Consider the following 18,015-nt stretch of genomic DNA (forward strand, 5'->3'; position numbering starts at 1 on the left):
CCGCTGTCAACTGGTGATCCGCAAAATTTCAACTCTCTTAGAATTGTGGTCTTTCCTGTGGAGGAATTACGTATAGATGGAATTACAAGTGAAAACGGCTTGGACTCCTTCAAGAGCGGGGCGTTCCAACAGGAAACAGACGGTTGCTCTGGTGAGATGCATCGAAGGTTTTATTACAAAGAAAATATGATTCTTGCAATTCCAAGAACGAAGCGGGAGAGTGAGCCATGAAGATACCTGTGATCATACTGAGCGGATTTCTGGGGAGCGGAAAAACTACTCTGCTGTTAAGTCTGCTGAAGGAGAGCAAGCGGCGGGGGCTGAATCCCGGCGTTGTCATGAATGAGCTGGGGAAAAAGGATGTGGACGGCTATATTCTGCAGGAGAATACCGGCACTAGTGTGGAAAAGCTGCTGGACGGCTGTGTATGCTGCAGCCGTAAGGAAGAGCTGCCGCGCAGTCTGGCCGCCCTGCTGGCGCGCCGTCCGGATATCATCTACATCGAGCTTACCGGCGTAGCGGACCCCGATGAAATTGCCAAATCGCTGCTGGAGATGCCTTTAGCTGACAGGTTGAAGCTGCACTTTACCATCACGCTGCTCGACGCCGAGAATGCGCTGGACTATAACAGCCGCTTCTCCGCCGATAAACAGCTGGTCCGCACCCTGCGCAAGCAGCTCACGGTGGCCGATCTGATTATCGTGAACAAAAGCGATCTGGTCGAACCGGAAACTCTATGGAAAATCGAGAAAATGGTCTATAAGCAAAACTCTGAATCGGAGATTGTTTTTACCCATTACAGTCAGATTAATCTGGCCCCGCTGCTGGCAGGCATCGACGCCCGTGAACTGCGGAGGCCTGCGCCGCAGCGCGGACCGGGTACTATGAACGGCACATTGCTTAAACGAACCAGTCCTGGCTACGGGGGCAGCGCGACTGCTGTGCAGGAGCCTGAGTCCGGCCCAAGCACCTCCTACTCGCAGGTAGCGGCAGTCACGCTGACCGTTCCGCAGGGGGGAAACGGAAGCATCCGCCGGGAGCAGCTGGAGCTTTTTTTCCGGGAATGGGGAGACAGTCTGCTTAGAGCCAAAGGTCATGTCCAGCTTGCGGAGCATGATTCCGTACAGCTTGTGCAATATGCGGGACACCGTACAACCTGGGAAGCCTCGCGTTATCCGGGCCAGCCTTACATTGTGTGCATCGGCCTGAATTTGGACGAGAGGGCAGTCAGCCGCCGCTGGGCAGCCTTATTCAGCTAATATCAGGCGCGGGAAGGAGCCGATGAAGCCCTTGACAACCTTTTCTCCGTTCAAAATACTGCCGCTGCTCATTCCCGCTGCCTTCCTGCTCACGATTGGCATTCTCTGGCTCCCCGGTCATCCGGAGCTGCTTAACAACGGGTATGTGGACACGTTCAAAACAGCGTTTCTCGGCATTCTGCTCGAAGCCCTGCCGTTCGTGCTCCTGGGTGCGCTGCTCTCCTCACTGCTCCGCGTCTTCGTGCCGGACGAGATGATCTCACGCTGGATTCCGCGCCATCCGGTTCCGGCTATTCTATTCGGCTGCCTGCTCGGGATCATCTTCCCCGTCTGCGAATGCGGGATGATTCCGCTTGTCCGCCGGTTAATGCACAAAGGCATGCCGCTCTACGTCGCCATCGTCTTCATCCTGTCCGGTCCGATCCTGAATCCTGTCGTCTACGGGGCCACCCTGACGGCTTTTCTTTCCCATCCGGAACTGGCCTATGCGCGGATGGGACTGGCTTTTGCCGTAGCCGCCCTAATCGGACTTGTCATCTATGCCACCGTCCGCAAATCACCGCTGCGTCTGTCCATCCCGCGCGAGGGAGGCGAGGAGCATCACCGCACTACCCGCGGCGGGCGGCTAGTCGCAGTCTTTGTGCATACGTCGGATGAGTTTTTTGAAATGGGCAAATACCTGATCATCGGCTGCCTGTTAACCGCCGGTATCCAAACCTTCATGAATCACGGCAGCCTGACCGCTATCGGAGAGCGCCCGCTGGGCTCCTACCTGTTCATGATGGGGCTGGCCTTTGTACTCTCGCTCTGCTCCACCTCAGATGCCTTTGTCGCCTCTACCTTCCTGCATTCATTTCCGGCCGGATCATTGCTGGCGTTCATGGTGCTGGGCCCGATGCTCGACTTCAAAAACTCACTGATGCTGCTGTCGCTGTTCAAAACCAGATTCGCACTTTATCTGTTCTTCCTGATTTTCTCGGCCGTCTTCACCGGCTCGGTGCTGGCTTCACTCTGGCTGTAGCAACCTTCACAAACTCAGCATAGGCTTCCGATGCAGCTTGTCCGCAGAAACTCAGGGAGCAACTCTCACAAACTTTTAGGAGGTTCCGTATGAATAACGCCCGGAGCATCCGGTTTCACTATTTACTGAGGGCGGTTATTCTGCTCGCCTTCGCCCTCTATATCGGACATCTGGTCCAGCAGGACGCGCTTCATTATTACGTTGCCCCCAAGCTGGCCCGCTGGATCAGGTTGTGCCCGGTTCCGCTCTCCCTGATGGCGCTGAGCCTCGGACTTCAAGCCGTCCTTGGCAAAAGCAGTGTCCTGTGCGACTGTGAGCACCGCCTCCCCCGTTCCGGGCTGGGCAGCTCCGCACTGTACAGCCTGTTCCTGCTTCCGCTCCTGCTGGGGTTTCTCCTGCCTGACCGCGCGCTGGGCAGTGCGGCAGCGGCCAGAAAAGGCCTCACCCTGTCTTATACAGCCGCAGAGTCCGGCAGCGGCGCGAAGTTCACTCCCTCTAACCCCTATGAGGCGGAATTTGCCGAGCTGGCCGGCAAGCTGTACGGAGAGTCCGTTATTCCTGTATACCCGGAGATTTTCTCCGAGACCCTAGGCGCAATCAACCTGTATAAATCACAGTTTGAAGGCAGGGAAATCTCGGTATCCGGCTTCCTCTACCGCGAGCCGCAGGGTGCGGACCAGTCCAGCTATGCGGTCAGCCGATTCCTCGTCCAGTGCTGCACGGCGGATGCCACTCCGTTCGGTATTCTGCTGGAGCCGGGAACACAAATAAGCCTGCCCGCCGATACCTGGATTGAGGTTCGGGGCAAGCTTCATGTGGTGCTCTATCAGGGAGTGGAGACACTGCAGATTACTCCGGAAGTCCTGACCGCAGTTCCTGAGCCGTCCACACCTTATGTATACACTAGTGCCGACGCCGCAGCGGCCTGGGAGGAGCTGCAGCCTTGAGTGCTAGATCACTGCGTCCAGCGCGTCATCGTCATCAATGGATGAATCTGGATTTACGACCTCAACGAGAAGCCGGGCCGGAATACAGATAATCTGCTGTTTGGGCCTGGAGATGAACCCCATATCCAGCGCAATGGTCAGGGGAGCATCCGAGTAAGTCATCTGTATCCCATAGTCGAACACCTTCAGGGTATTGTGGCCGAACTTGGTACGGATGTCTATAATCTGTTCTTCCTTGGTCAGGATTACCGTCTTGTACGCCTTGCCGTTCACTGTAATAACAGCCTTCAGATCTCCCTGTGCATAATGCTCATTGTGATTCGAGAACCACTTATAGCCGTAAATGGAACCGGCGGCAAGCAATACGACCAGGATCATAATGAAATCGCCACGTTTCATGGTTTTCAATGTCGTAACCCTCTCGCTGACTAGTTTATAATCGTAATAATTACGATCCCTATAAATAATAGTTTAGCCAGGGGAAGATTGTCAACGTCTGCCCAGCCGCTTCAGCATACTGCGCAGCCACCAGGTAATTCCGGCATAGACCAGCAGTACAATGGCCAGTGTCAGCATCCTCTCCCGGAACGATGCGTCAGCCAGCAGCACCGGCCCCAGCCCATATAGCGTTGTCAGGACATAGAGTATGGTAAATAAAATATAGATGATCCATCTCATTCCTGTTTGCTCCTCCTCAAGGCTCTGCCTGCTAATTCCGGAGCTTAATCGACCATTCCCGCAGAACCCTGTCCAGCTCTTCCACACGGATCGGCTTGGAGATGAAGTCCTGCATCCCTGCTCGAAGGCACATTTCCTTATCTTCCTTCCGGGCAAAGGCGGTAACCGCAATAATAACCGGGGATAATCCCATCGCCTCGCGGATCCGCCCTGTAGCCTCAATACCATCCAGCACCGGCATCTGAATATCCATAAACACTAGATCATAATGACGTGTGAGCACAGCATGAACCGCCTGCTCCCCGTTCAGGGCCACATCCGAAGTATAGCCGCGCTTATTCAAATACTTCTGCAGCAGGTGCAGATTCACCGGATGATCCTCGGCAATAAGGATCGACAACGGACCATATCGCCCCTCCGGATAATCCATATCAAAAATTCCGTTCTTATATTCTTCAGCTGCAAGGATCTCCAGGGGCAGCGGAGGCCCCGCAACCTCACCAGACGGCATAACCTCAATCGTGAAATAGAACTCCGAGCCCTCACCTTCCGTACTGTCCACACCGATCGCACCATCCAGCAGCTCGACCAGCTTCTTGCTTATGGCCAGCCCCAGTCCGGTTCCGCCGTATTTGCGGTTAATGGAAGGATGCAGCTGGGAGAACGACTGGAACAAGAGGCTCTGGCTGTCCTGCGGAATTCCAATGCCGGTATCTGTCACCGTGAATCTGAGAATGATTGACCCGGGTTCCCGTACAGATTCCAGCTTCACCGAAATGCCGATTTCCCCTTCTTCCGTGAATTTCACCGCATTGCCGATCAGATTCACCAGGATTTGCCGCAGCCGGATTTCGTCCGTTATTACAAGCCCGGGAATCTCCGGATCTGCTTCGCTGCGAAGAGTCAACCCTTTTTCTTTGACCCGCGGGTAAAAGAGTTCACACACATTCTGAATCACTTGCCGGACATCGACCGGCTGCAGATCCAGCGTCATCATACCGGATTCAATTTTGCTGAAATCCAGCACCTCATTCAGGATATGCAGCAGTGCTCCGCTGCTTTTGTTGATAATCTGCGTGTAGTATTCCTGCTCTTCCGTAAGCTCTGTACCCGAGAGCAGATCAGCCATGCCAATGATCCCATTCATCGGAGTACGCAGCTCGTGGCTCATAATGGCCAGGAATTCTGATTTGGCCCGGTCGGCCTGCTCTGCTGATTCCTTGGCACGCACAACCGCTTTCTCCTCGGTAATGTCACGGAATACCACTACCGCACCTTTACGTTCCCCGTTGTCGTATAATGCCGTCATGCGGTATTTAACGAGGAAGCTGGAACCATCCTGTCTCCAGAAAACCCCTTCCTGCTCCCGCTCATAGGAGAGATTGGTCGTAAGCAGCTCTGCGAGCGTTCTACGCCCCCCGCGGTAGAGTTCCCCGTCCATCCAGGTCTGGGCGATTGTCTGCAGCTTGATATTGCTGGCCAGCTCACCGGGAGCGTAACCCAGCATAACGGAAGCCGCCGGATTAATAAAGACCGTCTCCCCCTGCAGGTTGATACCAAAGATTCCCTCCGAAACCGAATTCAATATCAGCGCATGCTCATAACTGAGCTTCTCAATCTGTTCCAAATGTCGTTTGCGCTCGGTGATATCGCTCGTGATTGCAAACACGCCTACCACCTGGCTGTCCAGCAGAATTGGCACATAAATCATGCCAACCTCAACCGTCTGCCCGTCATGGCGGATGATCCGGGTCTCGAAGGTCTGGGAAGTCCCCCCGCAAGCGGCAAGAAATTGGTTATTCACAAATGCCAGCTCATCCACATCAATAATCTCACTGTAGCTTGAATGCAGAAGTGTCTCACGGGAATAACCGGTAAGCTGCTGCAGACTGGCATTCAGCGACTGAATGCAGCCCTGCAGATCCATTGCACTGATTGCGGACGGATTATATTCGAACAGCGACTTGTACCGGTTCTCGCTTTCCAGCAGCTTCAGTTCATATTGCTTGCGCTCAGAGATATTCCGTGTAACTCCGATCATCTCTGTAATTCCTGCGGTTCCCGTCTCCGTATGCCGCAGCGTAGTCTCCACCCACAGATACGAGCCGTCCTTGCACAGATAACGGAAGACGATAGGTTCCAGCTTCAAGCCCTGCTTACTGTCGTCCAGAAAAGCCTTCACACAGGCAAAATCGTCGGGATGGATATAATCCATCCCATTCGTGCCGACCATTTCTTCCGGAGTATATCCGAACATCTGCTGGCAAACCGGAGAAGCATACAGAAATGTCGCCTGTTCATCTGTCGCATTACGTGAGATAAAGTCCTGTGAATTCTCCGAGATCAGGCGGTAATTCCGTTCGCTGTCGCGAAGCTGTTCTTCCATCCGGTGGCGTTCCGTAACATCCTGCACAATGCCGCGGATCTGCTGAACTTTGCCTGCCGCATCTAGGATAACCTCCCAGTGCGCATAGATCACCTTACACCCGCCGCTGCCGTTCCTGATTCTGAAGGTGGCTTCACCTTGGGTGCCAGACTTCAGTGTATGGTGCAGCTGCTCACGCAGCGCCCCCAGATCATCCTTCACCACACAATCCAGGAGCAGCTGATGATCAGTCCGGGTATGACTGCCCTGACTACCGCCCATTTCAAAAATAGCCCGCATCTGGCTGGACACCGTCAACACCGTATAGACCGAATCCCATTCCCACGAACCCATCTGCCCAAGCTCCTGCGCAGACGCCAGCATCTCCTCGTATTTCTTCCGCTCCGTAACATCACGGGCAATGGTCAGTACCTGCTGCAATTCACCTTCGCTGTCCCGCATAACCTGAAACGAGCTTTCAATCCAAATATAATGGCCGTCTTTATGCCTTGCCCGGCGGGTAAAGACATCGTTGTCCGAGTAAAGCTTACCCTGCTCGGTCATCTCTAGCGCATCAACTTCATGATAATACTCCTGTCTTTTCCTGCCGATCATCTCACTTGCGGAATAACCCATCAGTTTTTCAACAGAGGGAGAAACATATCGCAAGGTACCATCCGGATCGGCAAATGAGATCATGTCCGGAGTATTTTGCGTAATCAGCTTATAGAGCTGATGATCATCCACAATCTTCTTCTCCGCCACTTTGCGTGCGGTAATATCCGTCATCTCCGCAATCAGCTGCAGGGGCCTGCCTGTCGATTCATCAAAAATCAAAAATATATGCAGCGCCACCCAGATGATCTTCCCATCCTTGCGCACAAACCGTTTCTCTTTATCTACAGCCGCGCCGGGACTGCGCAGCAAATATTTCATAATCAGGCCGTGATCCACGGTATGCTCATCCTCCGGACAGGCAATATCCAAATAACGCAGACCCTTAAGTTCATCCTCTGTATATCCAAACATCCCGCAAAAGGCAGGGTTGGCCATGAGCACTGTACCATTATCAATGGATACTACCGCATAGCCTATGGAAGACCGTAAATACAAATGCTTAAAAAGTGTGTCAGACAAAGCTCCGAGCCTCCTCTATGAAAGTGGGGGACATAAATTATTATCAGTATACCTTTATTTCGGAAAATATGCTCCAGCCCTGAAGTCACACCAATAATCAGGCAGTATATTCAATGCGTCAAAAAACCGCCCCGGTCAAATAAACGACATCAAGGCGGTTGTTATATGATTTTTAAAATATTGGAGTGTACCTGATATATGACAGGGCTGGCCTCTATTAGTCCAGCCTCTTGCGCGGCAGCCAGAAGGCGCAGAACAGCGCCAGGGCGAGAGAACCACCTGCCAGCAGCCATTTATCATTATCCCATTCGCTATTGATCAAGCCGAATAAATAATAGCGGCCGGTCAGCTTGCCTTTGGTCGTGAAATCAAGCAGATACCAGGAGAACCCGGCAATGTATCCGGCAGAGATGTTGCCAATCAAGAGTGCAGCCGTCATTCCCGCTGATCCTATCGCAACTGCGGTAATCACTGTCCCGCCGATCATCGGCCACAGTGCAAAATCAGCACCGCTCCCATGCATCCATGTGAATAAAGCAGTCACCACAAGGAAGATATAAAGAACGGTGAGCAGCCAGCGGAAAAGAAATACCGGATGATGCCTTACCCGCTTGGCATAGAGTACTTCACCAATCCCTCCATCCTCCAGCAGGCCCAGGTGGGGGAAGACAATCAGTCCCAGCAAGCTGATTAGCAGTTCCCCCAGCTTCGCAACCTGAACCCTGTCCATCAGCGCCGGCTCCATGAAGAACGGAGTGACAGCCAGAAGCGCTGCGGACAGGAGCCAGGAATAATGTGCAGTCAGCCTGAGGTTGTACCCGGCCAGCGGGCGGATGATCTGCCGGCTCATCTAAGCGCCTCCGCTGCAGATGCCGCCACACTTCCTTTAGCCGTCTTCCTGCTCAGTGTCTTGGCTGAATCCAGCCGGCTGCGGTTTCTTTCCCATAACCAGGCGGCTCCTGCAGCCAATAATACAGAGAGTATTAAATAGAAGCTACGGTTAAGTGCAATCTCATCCGTCCACTTCCAATATAACTCGTAGTCATTAGGCGAGTTGAAGCGGATGAACAGCCGGTTCAGCCCATAAGAGCCCAACAGCGGCAGTACCGACACGAACCACCAGATAATCTGCAGGGCGATGGGTACGATCCCCCGGCGGAACAGCATCGAGCCGAACATCCCGAAGGCAACGGAAATCCATAACGTCGGCAGTAGCCACCATGCTGTGTATCCAAGGAAGATTACAATAGCCTGTCCCGTCTGGCCGGTAAGCCCCAGTGAATGTACGGTCTGCCAGCCGCCGATGACAGCCAGGATGAGGTAGATCACAGATAACATGACACCTTGTGCAATAAACTTCGAACCGACATATACCCAAGGCGAAATCCTGCGGCTGTAAATCAATTCATTCATCCGGCTTGAGCGGTCCCGGAGCAGCAGAAAGGCAGACAGAAAGACCGGAAAGATCCCTGCTGGCAGCGAGAGATAATCACTGAAGTAGCGTGCGGCTCCGGGCAGCAATTCACCTGCATCCACCTTAGCGTTATAGCGGGCAAGATCCGCTTCCTGCGCCTTTATGGCTTCATCAACAGACTCAATGGCAGAACCGAATTCCCCCAGCCCTTGCTGGTATATACTTTTCCCGCCCAATTGATTGTTCACTGACTCGGCGATAGTGTATACCTCATCCATAGTATATTTATCCGGATTCTTCAGAACCTCATCCAGCTGGGAGATCGCTGCAGACAGGGCATTCTTCTCCTTCTCGCTCAGCTTAACCTTGAATGGAAAACCCAGCCTGATCTTCTGGCTGGTTCCGGCATCCAGATTCCAGCCCATTTCCTTCCTCATTTGTTCGGCCAAATCGCGGGTATCCGCCGGCTGCTTCCAGCCGTAATATGGGTGTTCAATAGTACCTACATTCTGCGGCGTACTTATAACCGGGGATCCCAGCTCGCCCCAGGTTTCCTCCGTAGCATAAGAGGTGAAATAGAAGAACACGCTCGCGATAATAAACAGATAAAAAACCAGGCTGCGCAGCGTCATACGCATCTCTTTGCCGATCAGTGCCATCATACAAACGATTCCTCCCTGCGCATGAGATGCAGATAAGCATCTTCAATCGACGGCGCGGTCTGCTGTGCCCCTGCATAGGGCTGTTCATCTGCCAGCACCCGCACCCGCATATTCCTTCCTTCCGGCACAGCGGACAGTACCGGGAACCGGTCGCGGTCCCGCTCCCACTCCACCCGGTCAAGCTCGGCTATCCAGACACGGCCGGCAGCGGCGGCAGTTAAATCGCCTATTCTGCCGTGATAACGCAGACGCCCCTTATGCAGCACGGTCATCTGCTCACAGGTGGACTCTACGTCTTCAACGACATGCGTGGATAAAAGAACAATTCTGCCTTCGGCAAACCGGCTGAGCAGCCGCCGGAAGCGGATCCGCTCTTCAGGGTCCAGCCCTGCGGTCGGTTCATCCACGATCAGCAGCTTCGGCTCATGCACCATTGCCTGGGCGACCCCGAGCCGGCGCTTCATCCCCCCGGATAACGCCTTTACCTTGGTACGGCGCTGCTCGGTAAGGTTAACCAGCTCAAGCAGATTGTCTATTCTCCGCTTCCGCTCCGCACGGCCGGCTATGCCCGATAGCAGCGCCAGATAATCCATCGCTTCGACTACCGTCATCCCCGGATAAAAGGCGAATTCCTGCGGCAAATAGCCAACCAGTTCGCGGATCTGGGCCTTATCTTTCAAGGCAACTCCACCAATATCCACCGTTCCCGAGGTAGGCTCCAGCAAGGTGGCAAGCAGACGCATCAACGTGGTTTTACCTGCTCCGTTAGGTCCGAGCAGGCCGTGAATGCCTTCGCCCACCCGGAAGCTGATATCCTGCAGTGCCTGCTTGTTTCCGTAGGTCTTGGTCAAATGATTAATAATTAGCTCCATTCCAGTCTTCTCCCCCCGTTCTTACAACACCCTGTTCACCCGTCATTCTCCGGACTCCACGACAATTCAAGCTTCTCAATCAGCAGACCTGCTGCGATCAGAAGGAGCGACAGCGCCACGCATAATCCCTGATCGATCTTACCCATCGAGATCATCAGGGCAAAAACAGCCGTTAGGATGGTGACACATGATATTGTCATTGCCTTGCGCCTGGCCAGCATCCTGCGGTTATGCAGCACTTTCTCTGCATCACGCTTGTCATATTCCAGCAAACGGGCTTTGCGGTAGACCTCATCCAGAAATAACTGTTCCGGTTCGTTTGACCTCACAATCCCACTCCTCCTTTTCGTAAATCTGCCTAAGCTTCTTGCGCGCCCGGTGCAGCAGTACCTTGAAGCTAACCATATTGCGGCGCATTACTGCTGCCGCCTGCTCATAAGACATCTGTCCCACATCCACCAGATAGACCGCCTGGCCGTAATCCGGCTTCATCTGGTGCAGCCTTCTGCGCCATTCCAGGTCTTCTTCACGGATAATAGCCAGCCGCTCGGGATCGTCTGTTCCCTGTGTATGTACGCTGCCGTAGCTCTCGAATCCGCCGCGGTCTGCCGGACTACCACTTTGTGTCCTGCGGTTTTCCGGATTATAGCTCTCTTCCGCGGTCAAGGTACGCTGTCTGCTGCGCTTGCGGATGGAGTCAATGCTTTTATTGCGCAGGATCGTGAACAGATAGGTCTGGAAGGATGCACGGTGATCATACTTTTCCGGATACACCAGCAGATATGCGAAACAATCCTGCGCCAGATCCTCGGCCGTATGATAATCTCCGGTCAAGTGGTACGCAAAACGTACCGCCGGCTTCCGGTACTTACACACCAGCCACTCAAAGGCCTCCAGGCTTCCGTCCCGGAACCTGACCAGTACAGCCTCTTCTTCAGCGGAATTATCCTTCGCTTCCTCTGACTCAGGGTCTTCCGCATGTTCTCTTCCGTTTCCGCTCGTCTTACGCCGCCTCCTCTCCCGCTGAGCCATCTACTGGTTATTCGTTTACCTCGTGCAAAAGGTTACAGTCTGTCCGCAAAAAATAACCCCACAAAGTGGGGACCCCAAGACATATAAATATCCTTAAAAAAAAACGGAAATGCCGTTCTTCTGAAGGAGTCCAGTATCTTCAAGAAGCTGGATGAAGCTTCAGACTATGGCTTATGCCTTCTGCTGGGCCAGCTGTGCGATTCCTGCAATGATTATTTTCAGGCCTGTACGGAACATGGTATCCGAACCCAGCTCGCGGAATAAGCCATTATGGTGCATACGCTGCACCACGTTCGGCCCTCCTCCGGACAGACGTGCAAGCGAATCCATAAACATTCCCTGCGCTCCGCCCTCCGCTTCCTTCTTCATGGCTGTATCGACTCTGCGCTGTTCATATTTATCGAGTTCAAAAGCAATCACATAATTCAGCAGGCAGGCAATCGAGGAAAACTTGTCGCTGTCGCTGACGGGAAGATGATCCACGATCTGCAGAAGCGAGTTGATTAAGGCCAGATAGTCCGGCTCGGTAGGTACCGTTCTCATTAACAGCTGGGCGGAACACGGATACTTAATCATCACGCTGCGGATCATCGATACACATTGAAACAGTTGCTCTTCCCACTCTCCTTCGAGCTTAGCAGACTGCAGGGCCTCCTTCGCCACCTCATTGGCCAGCGTCTGAAACAGGCTCTGCTTGCTTTTGAAATGCCAGTACAGCGACGGGGCCTGGATATGCAGCAGATCCGCCAGCTTCCTCATACTGAAATCCTCAATGCCTATTTGGTCAAGCAGCTCCCAGGCTGCTGTAATTATATTGGGTTCAGTAATTTGCATATTTTTGATTCTCATACGAGCCCTCCTGAGTACAAGCTGCTTCTATTCTAAGCGATCCAGCAGACAGGGTCTACCATCGTTAGATAATTCATGCGGCATAACAAACTTACACTGTTAGATATTTTCCTTTACAGTGAAAAAAGGCAGTGCTATATTAATCTCACACCGTTAGATTAAGGGTGCAGAGAGCCTTACCGGCCGGAGGGGTCAGCTGCTTCCCGATCATTATTCAAGCTTCGCAGGATGACCCATATTAATTTCAAGAGGACGTGTACTGCAATGAATCCATCCGCAACAGAAGCCGCCCTGCAAGGCGGCAAACCTTTTTCGATCAAACCGCTTATCCCTTTACTCTTCGCGCTCATTGCCGGAATGCTGCTGGTTATGCTGGACAATACCATCATGAATGTGGCCATACCTGAGCTGGAGAATGTATTTCACACCAGCCTAAAGACCATCCAATGGGCGATTACCGGCTACACGCTGGCCACCTCCATGGTCATTTCGCTCACAGGGTGGTTCTCGGACAGATTCACCGCTAAGCGTGTTTTTCTTGTATCCATTCTATTGTTCACTATCGGCTCCCTGCTGTGTGCAGCAGCCCAGTCCCCGGCTCAGCTGATTGTCTTCCGGATAATGCAGGGTCTTGGCGGCGGCATGGTAGCTCCTATCGGCATGGCCTTATCCTTCAAAATCGCCCCGCCTGAGCGGAGAGGCGAGCTGATGGGCTTCCTCGCCATGCCCATGCTGATCGCTCCGCTGCTCGGCCCCGTGTTATCCGGATGGCTGCTCGAATACGTAAACTGGCATTGGATTTTCCTGATTAACCTGCCGATCGGTCTAATCGCAATCTATTTAGGGATGAAGTATCTTCCGGTCTCCGAAAAAGGAACCTCTGCCAAATTGGATATTTGGGGAATGATCCTCTCCCCGCTGGCCTTCTCCAGTCTCGTCTTTGGAGTGCACAGAGGTGGCGCAGAGGGTTGGGCAGACTCCTATTCATTGCTGCCGCTCGCCTTCGGCTTAGTTGCTCTGTCATTATTTATTGTTGTAGAGCTGCGACAGAAGGAGCCGCTGCTTGAGCTGCGCTCCTTCCGTTCCTTCGAGTTCACCAAAGGCATTATTCTGGTCTGGATTAACCAGATCGCGTTATTCGGTTCGATCTTGTTGATTCCTTTATATCTGCAGCAGGTTAGAGGATTCTCCTCCTTGGAATCCGGGATGATGATCATCCCGCAGGCGCTGGTCAGCTTCGCCGGGGTTATTGCTGGGGGCAGACTTCTCGACAAATACGGAGCACGGATTCCTGTATTCTCCGGTCTTATGCTGCTCTCGGCTGCACTCGTTCTTCTGTCACGGCTGGACAGCGATACGACGATCTATGCGATGATTGGATCCTTCGCCCTTCTGGGACTGGGCCAGGGTCTCACCACCATGCAGCTCGGCACCCATGTACTCAAGTCGGCACCCAAAGACCTGATCAGCCGGGTAACCCCGCTGACCACCTCCGCCCAGCAGATTGTCGGCTCCTTCGCCATTGCCATCATCTCCGGTCTGTTGTCTTCCAACATTGCTGAGCACATGAGCCAGGCCGGCTCCGCTGCAGCTTCTGCCCATACCGCAGCGATGGTTGCAGGGTTCCACGACACCTTCCTGCTTCCGCTGAGTCTGGCACTTTGCGGGGTTGTATTGAGCCTGTTCCTGCGGAAGCAGGAGCACGGGAGCGGGCGGTGAATAAGGTATTCAAAGAGGTCATCGCGTTACGCAAGTTGATCGGCATGAAGTTGTAAGTACATCAGGCTTCGCCTCACATAGCGCACATCACGTATATCACGTATATCACGCAAAAAAAGATGCTCCCCTTTCCGGGTAGCATCTTTTGCGGCTTCTCGTTTCTCATCCCGCCCACATCAGTCCTATCATTGGTGCATTGTACTCGGTTTTTCTGTGAAAATACGTCTGGCACTGCGATAAACGCACGGCCTACGCGGCGCACCCAGTCCAATTGTGTTCGGTTTTTCGATTACATTTGGCCTACGCGGCGCACCCAGTCCAATTGTGTTCGGTTTTTCGATTACATTTGGCCTACGCGGCGCACCCAGTCCAATTGTGTTCGGTTTTTCGATTACATTTGGCCTACGCGGCGCACCCAGTCCAATTGTGTTCGGTTTTTCGATTACATTTGGCCTACGTGGCTTACCCAGTCCAATTGTGTTCGGTTTTTCGATTACATTCGGCTTAAGCGGCGTACCCAGTCCAATTGTGTTCGGTTTTTCGATTACATTTGGCCTACGCGGCGTACCCAGTCCAATTGTGTTCGGTTTTTCGATTACATTTGGCCTACGCGGTGCACCCAGTCCAATTGTGTTCGGTTTTTCGATTACATTTGGCCTACGCGGTGCACCCAGTCCAATTGTGTTCGGTTTTTCGATTACATTTGGCCTACGCGGTGCACCCAGTCCAATTGTGTTCGGTTTTTCGATTACATTTGGCTTACGTGGCTTACCCAGTCCAATTGTGTTCGGTTTTCCGTTAAAATATGTTAAATAAATGAAAAGACGATGTTCTGTTTTTTAGCCACGCTGCTCATTTTCATGCTGGAGTTGTGCCTTGAAAGACATGTTTGTTTTCGCATACATCCGGCCCATCTGCCCTATCGTTGGTGCATTGTATTCGGTTTTTCGCTTACATCCGGCCCATCTGCCCTAACATTGGTGCATTGTATTCGGTTTTTCGCATACATCCAGCCCATCTGCCCTAACATTGGTGCATTGTATTCGGTTTTCTGCATACATCCGGCTCGTCTGGCAACTTTTGGTGGACTCAGAGGGAATTTCACCCCCTGATTTCCCCACAACGCCTACTTCCGACGAATTCAGGGGTACTTCTGCCCCTCATTTCCGCTTGCCGCCCAATTCCGGCAGATTCAGGGGCACTTTTACCCCTCATTTCCGCTTGCCGCCCAATTCCGGCAGATTCAGGGGTACTTCTGCCCCTCATTTCCGCTTGCCGCCTACTTCCGGCGGATTCTGGGACACTTCTGCCCCTCATTCACCCAGCCTCTTTCCCGCCTACATTCCACCCATTAGCTCAAAAATCAAAATGGCCCGTAATTGCCTGAGCAATTACGAGCCATATTTGTAAAAAGATGCGGTCAAGAGGACTCGAACCTCCACGATATTGCTATCACTGGCACCTGAAGCCAGCGCGTCTGCCAATTCCGCCATGACCGCATATTATGTAGTTCAGTGATTCAATCACCGTAATTAAGACTATACTCTCTTTGAATATAAATTGCAAGCATTATTTATTGTTGATTATTACAGCACTATGAAAGTCCTGCTATCCACTTAATGAACCGCAAATAATAAGTATGGAATATTATTGAAATACTTATTATTATAATGTATATTCCTCATATGGATTAATAATATAAGGAGGAATAACATGGATTCTTTAGATTACAAGATCATCTCGGCAATAATGAATAACGGCAGGATCACCTGGTCCGAGCTTGCCGGACTGCTTGGTCTTTCTTCTCCTGCCACTGCAGACAGGGTTCGGCGGCTGGAGGAACAAGGTGTGATCACTGGGTATACAGCACTGATCGACGCCGAATCGGCCGGTTACGGATTAGCTGCACTGATTGCCGTATCGCTGGAGCGGCCGGAACACCGGCAAGGCTTCATAGAACTCGTGATGAAGCTGCCGGAGGTTCAGGAATGCCATCATACCGCCGGGGATGATGATTACATTCTGAAGCTGCGCTGCCGGGGAACGCGGGATCTGGACCGGATTATCAGCGAGGAGATCAAGGGCCTGCCGGGTATCGTGCGGACCCGCACTACGATTATCCTCGGAACGGTCAAAGAAACTCCGCATGTACCGCTGCCCCCGGCAGAACGCACACCATGAATACATGGCTGGCCCTGTTAAGCGGTCTCAGCTTCGGCTTCATTATTGCCGCTCCTGTCGGCCCGATGTCTCTGCTGTGCATGAACCGTACACTGAAGTCCGGCTTCACCGCCGGTCTCGCTACCGGTGCCGGTATTGCGCTCGCTGATGCGTTCTATGCGCTCGTGACCGTTGCCAGCTTCCAGATTGTAAATGATTTCACTTCAGCTTTTGCACTGCCGCTCCGTCTGCTCGGCAGCCTGTTTCTCGGCTATCTTGGGCTGAAGGCGCTGCGGCCGGTCCCGGCCATGGGAGAGCCGGTAACAGCTGCCCGCAGCGGAATTGCCTACAGCATGTTCTCAGCCTTCCTACTGACTCTGGCCAATCCCGCAACGCTACTGTCCTTCATAGCACTAGCCGCTTCCCTGGGCCATACAATCAGTGTCTCCCTGTTTCTTCCGGCAGGCATTGCTCTCGGCTCCTTCGCCTGGTGGCTGCTGTTATCCGGTCTTATCTTCTTGATCAGCGGCAGGCTTCCCGCCAGCTTCAGCCGGTTCCTGAGCCTAAGCTCCGCAATCCTTCTGATTCTATTCAGCTTGTACGGCAGCTTCACCGTATTATCCACTTATTGGAGGCAACTGTTATGAAGACCGCCCGCGGGTCCTCATCTTATCCAGCCTCTCCTTTGTCGCATGAACCACAGCTCCATACCCAGCCCAAAACAACGCTCCAGCTGGCGCATTTCCTGATCGGATATTTCATATCCAGAATCGGGGATGCGCTATACACTTTTTGTCTGCCGCTGCTCTCCTATAGACTGACCGGTTCTGTGCTTGTGATGAGCTCGCTGTTTGCCGTCAGTGTGCTGCCGGTTATTCTGTTCGCTCCTTTTGCAGGAGTGATACTTGACCGGTTCAGCCGCAAGCGGCTGATGCTCTGTGCAGATCTGAGCCGAATGGGGCTCATTGCCTTAATTCCCATACTGGCACATTACGGATTGCTCGCCACTTGGCATTTGTACGTCCTTTCTCTGCTCTTATCCATTGTATCAACAGGTTATGATATAGCAGTTGTAACCCTCATTCCGGCACTGTCCGGGAAGAATCTTACCCGGGGGAATGCCGGAGTTCAGACCGCAGGTCAACTGGCCGATATGCTCGGACCGGCGGTCGCGGGAGGATTAGCCTCCCTTATGAGCATAGCCTCCATCCTGTGGCTGGATGCGGCCTCCTTCGCGGTCATTCTCTACGTCCTGTACCGGCTTCCGCAGGAAGCGGCACGGACACGCAGCGCCACACCTGCTATTTTCGCCGAAATGTCCCAGGGCTTCCTCTGGCTGATCCGCAGCCCTGTTCAATTGGCCCTCTCTTTACAGGCAGCCATCGGCAACTTCGGCTACAGTGCAGCGTATGCCACCCTGACCTACTACCTGATTACCAATCTCCATTTAACTACAGGTCAAATGGGCATGACTTATACCTTGCTGGCTGCCGGAGGAGTCGCCGGGAGCCTTGCGGTTATATATCTCGACCGTCATTTCAGGCGCGGCCGCCTGATTCCGTTACTGCTTCTAGCCGGATCCTGCGGATTTGTGCTGGCCGGCTTCAACGCCTCCTGGCTGGCGCCGGGAATCGGCTTCGGCCTGGTCGCTGCCTGCAACACCTCCTGGTCCGTCTTGTCCGCTTCCATCCGCCAGGAGAAGGTTCCGCCCGAGCTGCTCGGCAGAGTGCTTAGCTTCTCGCGGGTAGTCACTCGCACGGCGATGCCAGCCGGCGCATTGCTCGGCGGCTGGATGAGCGGCGCACTAGCGCCCGGTGCTGTATTCCTGCTGGCCGCCGGGGCCAAGCTGATCGAGGTGATTATTGCTGTTGCCTCGCCAATCCGCAGGCTGTGAGAGTGG

Annotated in this window: 16 protein-coding genes and 1 tRNA gene; 7 read left to right on the plus strand and 10 right to left on the minus strand. The window is 53.2% G+C overall.

The annotated features are described in order from the left end of the window. Window positions 1–227 precede the first annotated feature (227 nt). The 3 genes from MKX70_RS27790 (at window position 228) to MKX70_RS27800 (ending at window position 3,227) form a co-directional block, all read left to right on the plus strand. Window positions 228–1,259, plus strand: coding sequence for a CobW family GTP-binding protein (locus tag MKX70_RS27790; RefSeq protein ID WP_340788352.1), 1,032 nt, complete (start codon window positions 228–230; stop codon window positions 1,257–1,259). A 22-nt stretch (window positions 1,260–1,281) separates the two neighbouring features. Beyond that, window positions 1,282–2,280, plus strand: coding sequence for a permease (locus tag MKX70_RS27795; protein ID WP_042234952.1), 999 nt, complete (start codon window positions 1,282–1,284; stop codon window positions 2,278–2,280). Window positions 2,281–2,369: 89 nt separating this feature from the next. After that, a complete protein-coding gene (locus MKX70_RS27800; protein ID WP_042234950.1) occupies window positions 2,370–3,227 on the plus strand; it encodes a TIGR03943 family putative permease subunit in 858 nt (285 codons plus the stop codon). 3 nt (window positions 3,228–3,230) lie between these two features. On the opposite strand, the gene MKX70_RS27805 is transcribed toward MKX70_RS27800, so the two are convergent. The 9 genes from MKX70_RS27805 to MKX70_RS27845 form a co-directional block, all read right to left on the minus strand. Further along, complete coding sequence (locus tag MKX70_RS27805) at window positions 3,231–3,626, minus strand: NusG domain II-containing protein (RefSeq protein ID WP_042242154.1); 396 nt, start codon at window positions 3,624–3,626, stop codon at window positions 3,231–3,233. Window positions 3,627–3,716: 90 nt separating this feature from the next. Further along, window positions 3,717–3,905: a DUF6954 family protein gene (locus MKX70_RS27810; RefSeq protein ID WP_042234948.1), complete on the minus strand. Its 189-nt coding sequence runs from the start codon at window positions 3,903–3,905 to the stop codon at window positions 3,717–3,719. Window positions 3,906–3,936: 31 nt separating this feature from the next. Then, window positions 3,937–7,407 carry a PAS domain S-box protein gene (locus MKX70_RS27815; protein ID WP_340841297.1) on the minus strand — a complete coding sequence of 1,157 codons (3,471 nt, stop codon included), beginning with the start codon at window positions 7,405–7,407 and terminating at the stop codon, window positions 3,937–3,939. Window positions 7,408–7,624: 217 nt separating this feature from the next. Beyond that, a complete protein-coding gene (locus MKX70_RS27820) occupies window positions 7,625–8,257 on the minus strand; it encodes a hypothetical protein (protein WP_340788367.1) in 633 nt (210 codons plus the stop codon). Further along, on the minus strand, window positions 8,254–9,483 hold the full coding sequence (locus MKX70_RS27825) for an ABC transporter permease (protein WP_042234942.1): 1,230 nt from the start codon (window positions 9,481–9,483) through the stop codon (window positions 8,254–8,256). Before MKX70_RS27825 ends, MKX70_RS27820 begins: the two co-directional genes overlap by 4 nt. Then, window positions 9,480–10,355, minus strand: a complete 876-nt coding sequence (locus tag MKX70_RS27830; protein WP_340841298.1) for an ABC transporter ATP-binding protein — start codon at window positions 10,353–10,355, stop codon at window positions 9,480–9,482. Before MKX70_RS27830 ends, MKX70_RS27825 begins: the two co-directional genes overlap by 4 nt. Window positions 10,356–10,390: 35 nt before the next feature. Beyond that, on the minus strand, window positions 10,391–10,684 hold the full coding sequence (locus MKX70_RS27835) for a hypothetical protein (RefSeq protein ID WP_340841299.1): 294 nt from the start codon (window positions 10,682–10,684) through the stop codon (window positions 10,391–10,393). Continuing rightward, window positions 10,647–11,387 (minus strand): RNA polymerase sigma factor, encoded by a 741-nt coding sequence (locus tag MKX70_RS27840; protein ID WP_042234936.1) that lies wholly within the window; start codon window positions 11,385–11,387, stop codon window positions 10,647–10,649. Before MKX70_RS27840 ends, MKX70_RS27835 begins: the two co-directional genes overlap by 38 nt. 171 nt (window positions 11,388–11,558) lie before the next feature. Further along, window positions 11,559–12,236 carry a TetR/AcrR family transcriptional regulator gene (locus MKX70_RS27845; RefSeq protein WP_340841301.1) on the minus strand — a complete coding sequence of 226 codons (678 nt, stop codon included), beginning with the start codon at window positions 12,234–12,236 and terminating at the stop codon, window positions 11,559–11,561. 264 nt (window positions 12,237–12,500) lie between these two features. On the opposite strand from MKX70_RS27845, the gene MKX70_RS27850 reads away from it, so the two are divergent. Continuing rightward, complete coding sequence (locus MKX70_RS27850) at window positions 12,501–13,955, plus strand: MDR family MFS transporter (RefSeq protein ID WP_340841303.1); 1,455 nt, start codon at window positions 12,501–12,503, stop codon at window positions 13,953–13,955. 1,415 nt (window positions 13,956–15,370) lie between these two features. Here the strand turns inward: MKX70_RS27850 and MKX70_RS27855 are convergent. Next, window positions 15,371–15,454, minus strand: a tRNA-Leu gene (locus tag MKX70_RS27855). A gap of 214 nt (window positions 15,455–15,668) precedes the next feature. Between MKX70_RS27855 and MKX70_RS27860 the strand changes: the two genes are divergently transcribed. The 3 genes from MKX70_RS27860 to MKX70_RS27870 are packed head-to-tail and all read left to right on the plus strand — an operon-like array spanning window position 15,669 to window position 18,009. Further along, on the plus strand, window positions 15,669–16,136 hold the full coding sequence (locus MKX70_RS27860) for an Lrp/AsnC family transcriptional regulator (protein ID WP_042234929.1): 468 nt from the start codon (window positions 15,669–15,671) through the stop codon (window positions 16,134–16,136). Further along, entirely contained in the window at window positions 16,133–16,762 is a 630-nt protein-coding gene (locus MKX70_RS27865) for a LysE family translocator (protein ID WP_340788383.1), read from the plus strand. The genes MKX70_RS27860 and MKX70_RS27865 overlap by 4 nt, the downstream gene beginning before the upstream one ends. Then, window positions 16,759–18,009, plus strand: a complete 1,251-nt coding sequence (locus tag MKX70_RS27870) for an MFS transporter (RefSeq protein ID WP_340788387.1) — start codon at window positions 16,759–16,761, stop codon at window positions 18,007–18,009. The genes MKX70_RS27865 and MKX70_RS27870 overlap by 4 nt, the downstream gene beginning before the upstream one ends. Window positions 18,010–18,015: the final 6 nt, after the last annotated feature.

Source organism: Paenibacillus sp. FSL R7-0312, from assembly GCF_038004445.1.
Classification (GTDB): Bacteria; Bacillota; Bacilli; order Paenibacillales; family Paenibacillaceae; genus Paenibacillus_AQ.

Excerpts from the sequence above, each read along its gene's own strand:
- MKX70_RS27790 (WP_340788352.1), top strand. The coding sequence starts at position 228 with ATGAAGATACCTGTGATCATACTGAGCGGATTTCTGGGGAGCGGAAAA.
- MKX70_RS27795 (WP_042234952.1), top strand. The coding sequence starts at position 1,282 with ATGAAGCCCTTGACAACCTTTTCTCCGTTCAAAATACTGCCGCTGCTC.
- MKX70_RS27800 (WP_042234950.1), top strand. The coding sequence starts at position 2,370 with ATGAATAACGCCCGGAGCATCCGGTTTCACTATTTACTGAGGGCGGTT.
- MKX70_RS27805 (WP_042242154.1), bottom strand. The coding sequence starts at position 3,626 with ATGAAACGTGGCGATTTCATTATGATCCTGGTCGTATTGCTTGCCGCC.
- MKX70_RS27810 (WP_042234948.1), bottom strand. The coding sequence starts at position 3,905 with ATGAGATGGATCATCTATATTTTATTTACCATACTCTATGTCCTGACA.
- MKX70_RS27820 (WP_340788367.1), bottom strand. The coding sequence starts at position 8,257 with ATGAGCCGGCAGATCATCCGCCCGCTGGCCGGGTACAACCTCAGGCTG.
- MKX70_RS27825 (WP_042234942.1), bottom strand. The coding sequence starts at position 9,483 with ATGATGGCACTGATCGGCAAAGAGATGCGTATGACGCTGCGCAGCCTG.
- MKX70_RS27830 (WP_340841298.1), bottom strand. The coding sequence starts at position 10,355 with ATGGAGCTAATTATTAATCATTTGACCAAGACCTACGGAAACAAGCAG.
- MKX70_RS27840 (WP_042234936.1), bottom strand. The coding sequence starts at position 11,387 with ATGGCTCAGCGGGAGAGGAGGCGGCGTAAGACGAGCGGAAACGGAAGA.
- MKX70_RS27845 (WP_340841301.1), bottom strand. The coding sequence starts at position 12,236 with ATGAGAATCAAAAATATGCAAATTACTGAACCCAATATAATTACAGCA.
- MKX70_RS27850 (WP_340841303.1), top strand. The coding sequence starts at position 12,501 with ATGAATCCATCCGCAACAGAAGCCGCCCTGCAAGGCGGCAAACCTTTT.
- MKX70_RS27860 (WP_042234929.1), top strand. The coding sequence starts at position 15,669 with ATGGATTCTTTAGATTACAAGATCATCTCGGCAATAATGAATAACGGC.
- MKX70_RS27865 (WP_340788383.1), top strand. The coding sequence starts at position 16,133 with ATGAATACATGGCTGGCCCTGTTAAGCGGTCTCAGCTTCGGCTTCATT.
- MKX70_RS27870 (WP_340788387.1), top strand. The coding sequence starts at position 16,759 with ATGAAGACCGCCCGCGGGTCCTCATCTTATCCAGCCTCTCCTTTGTCG.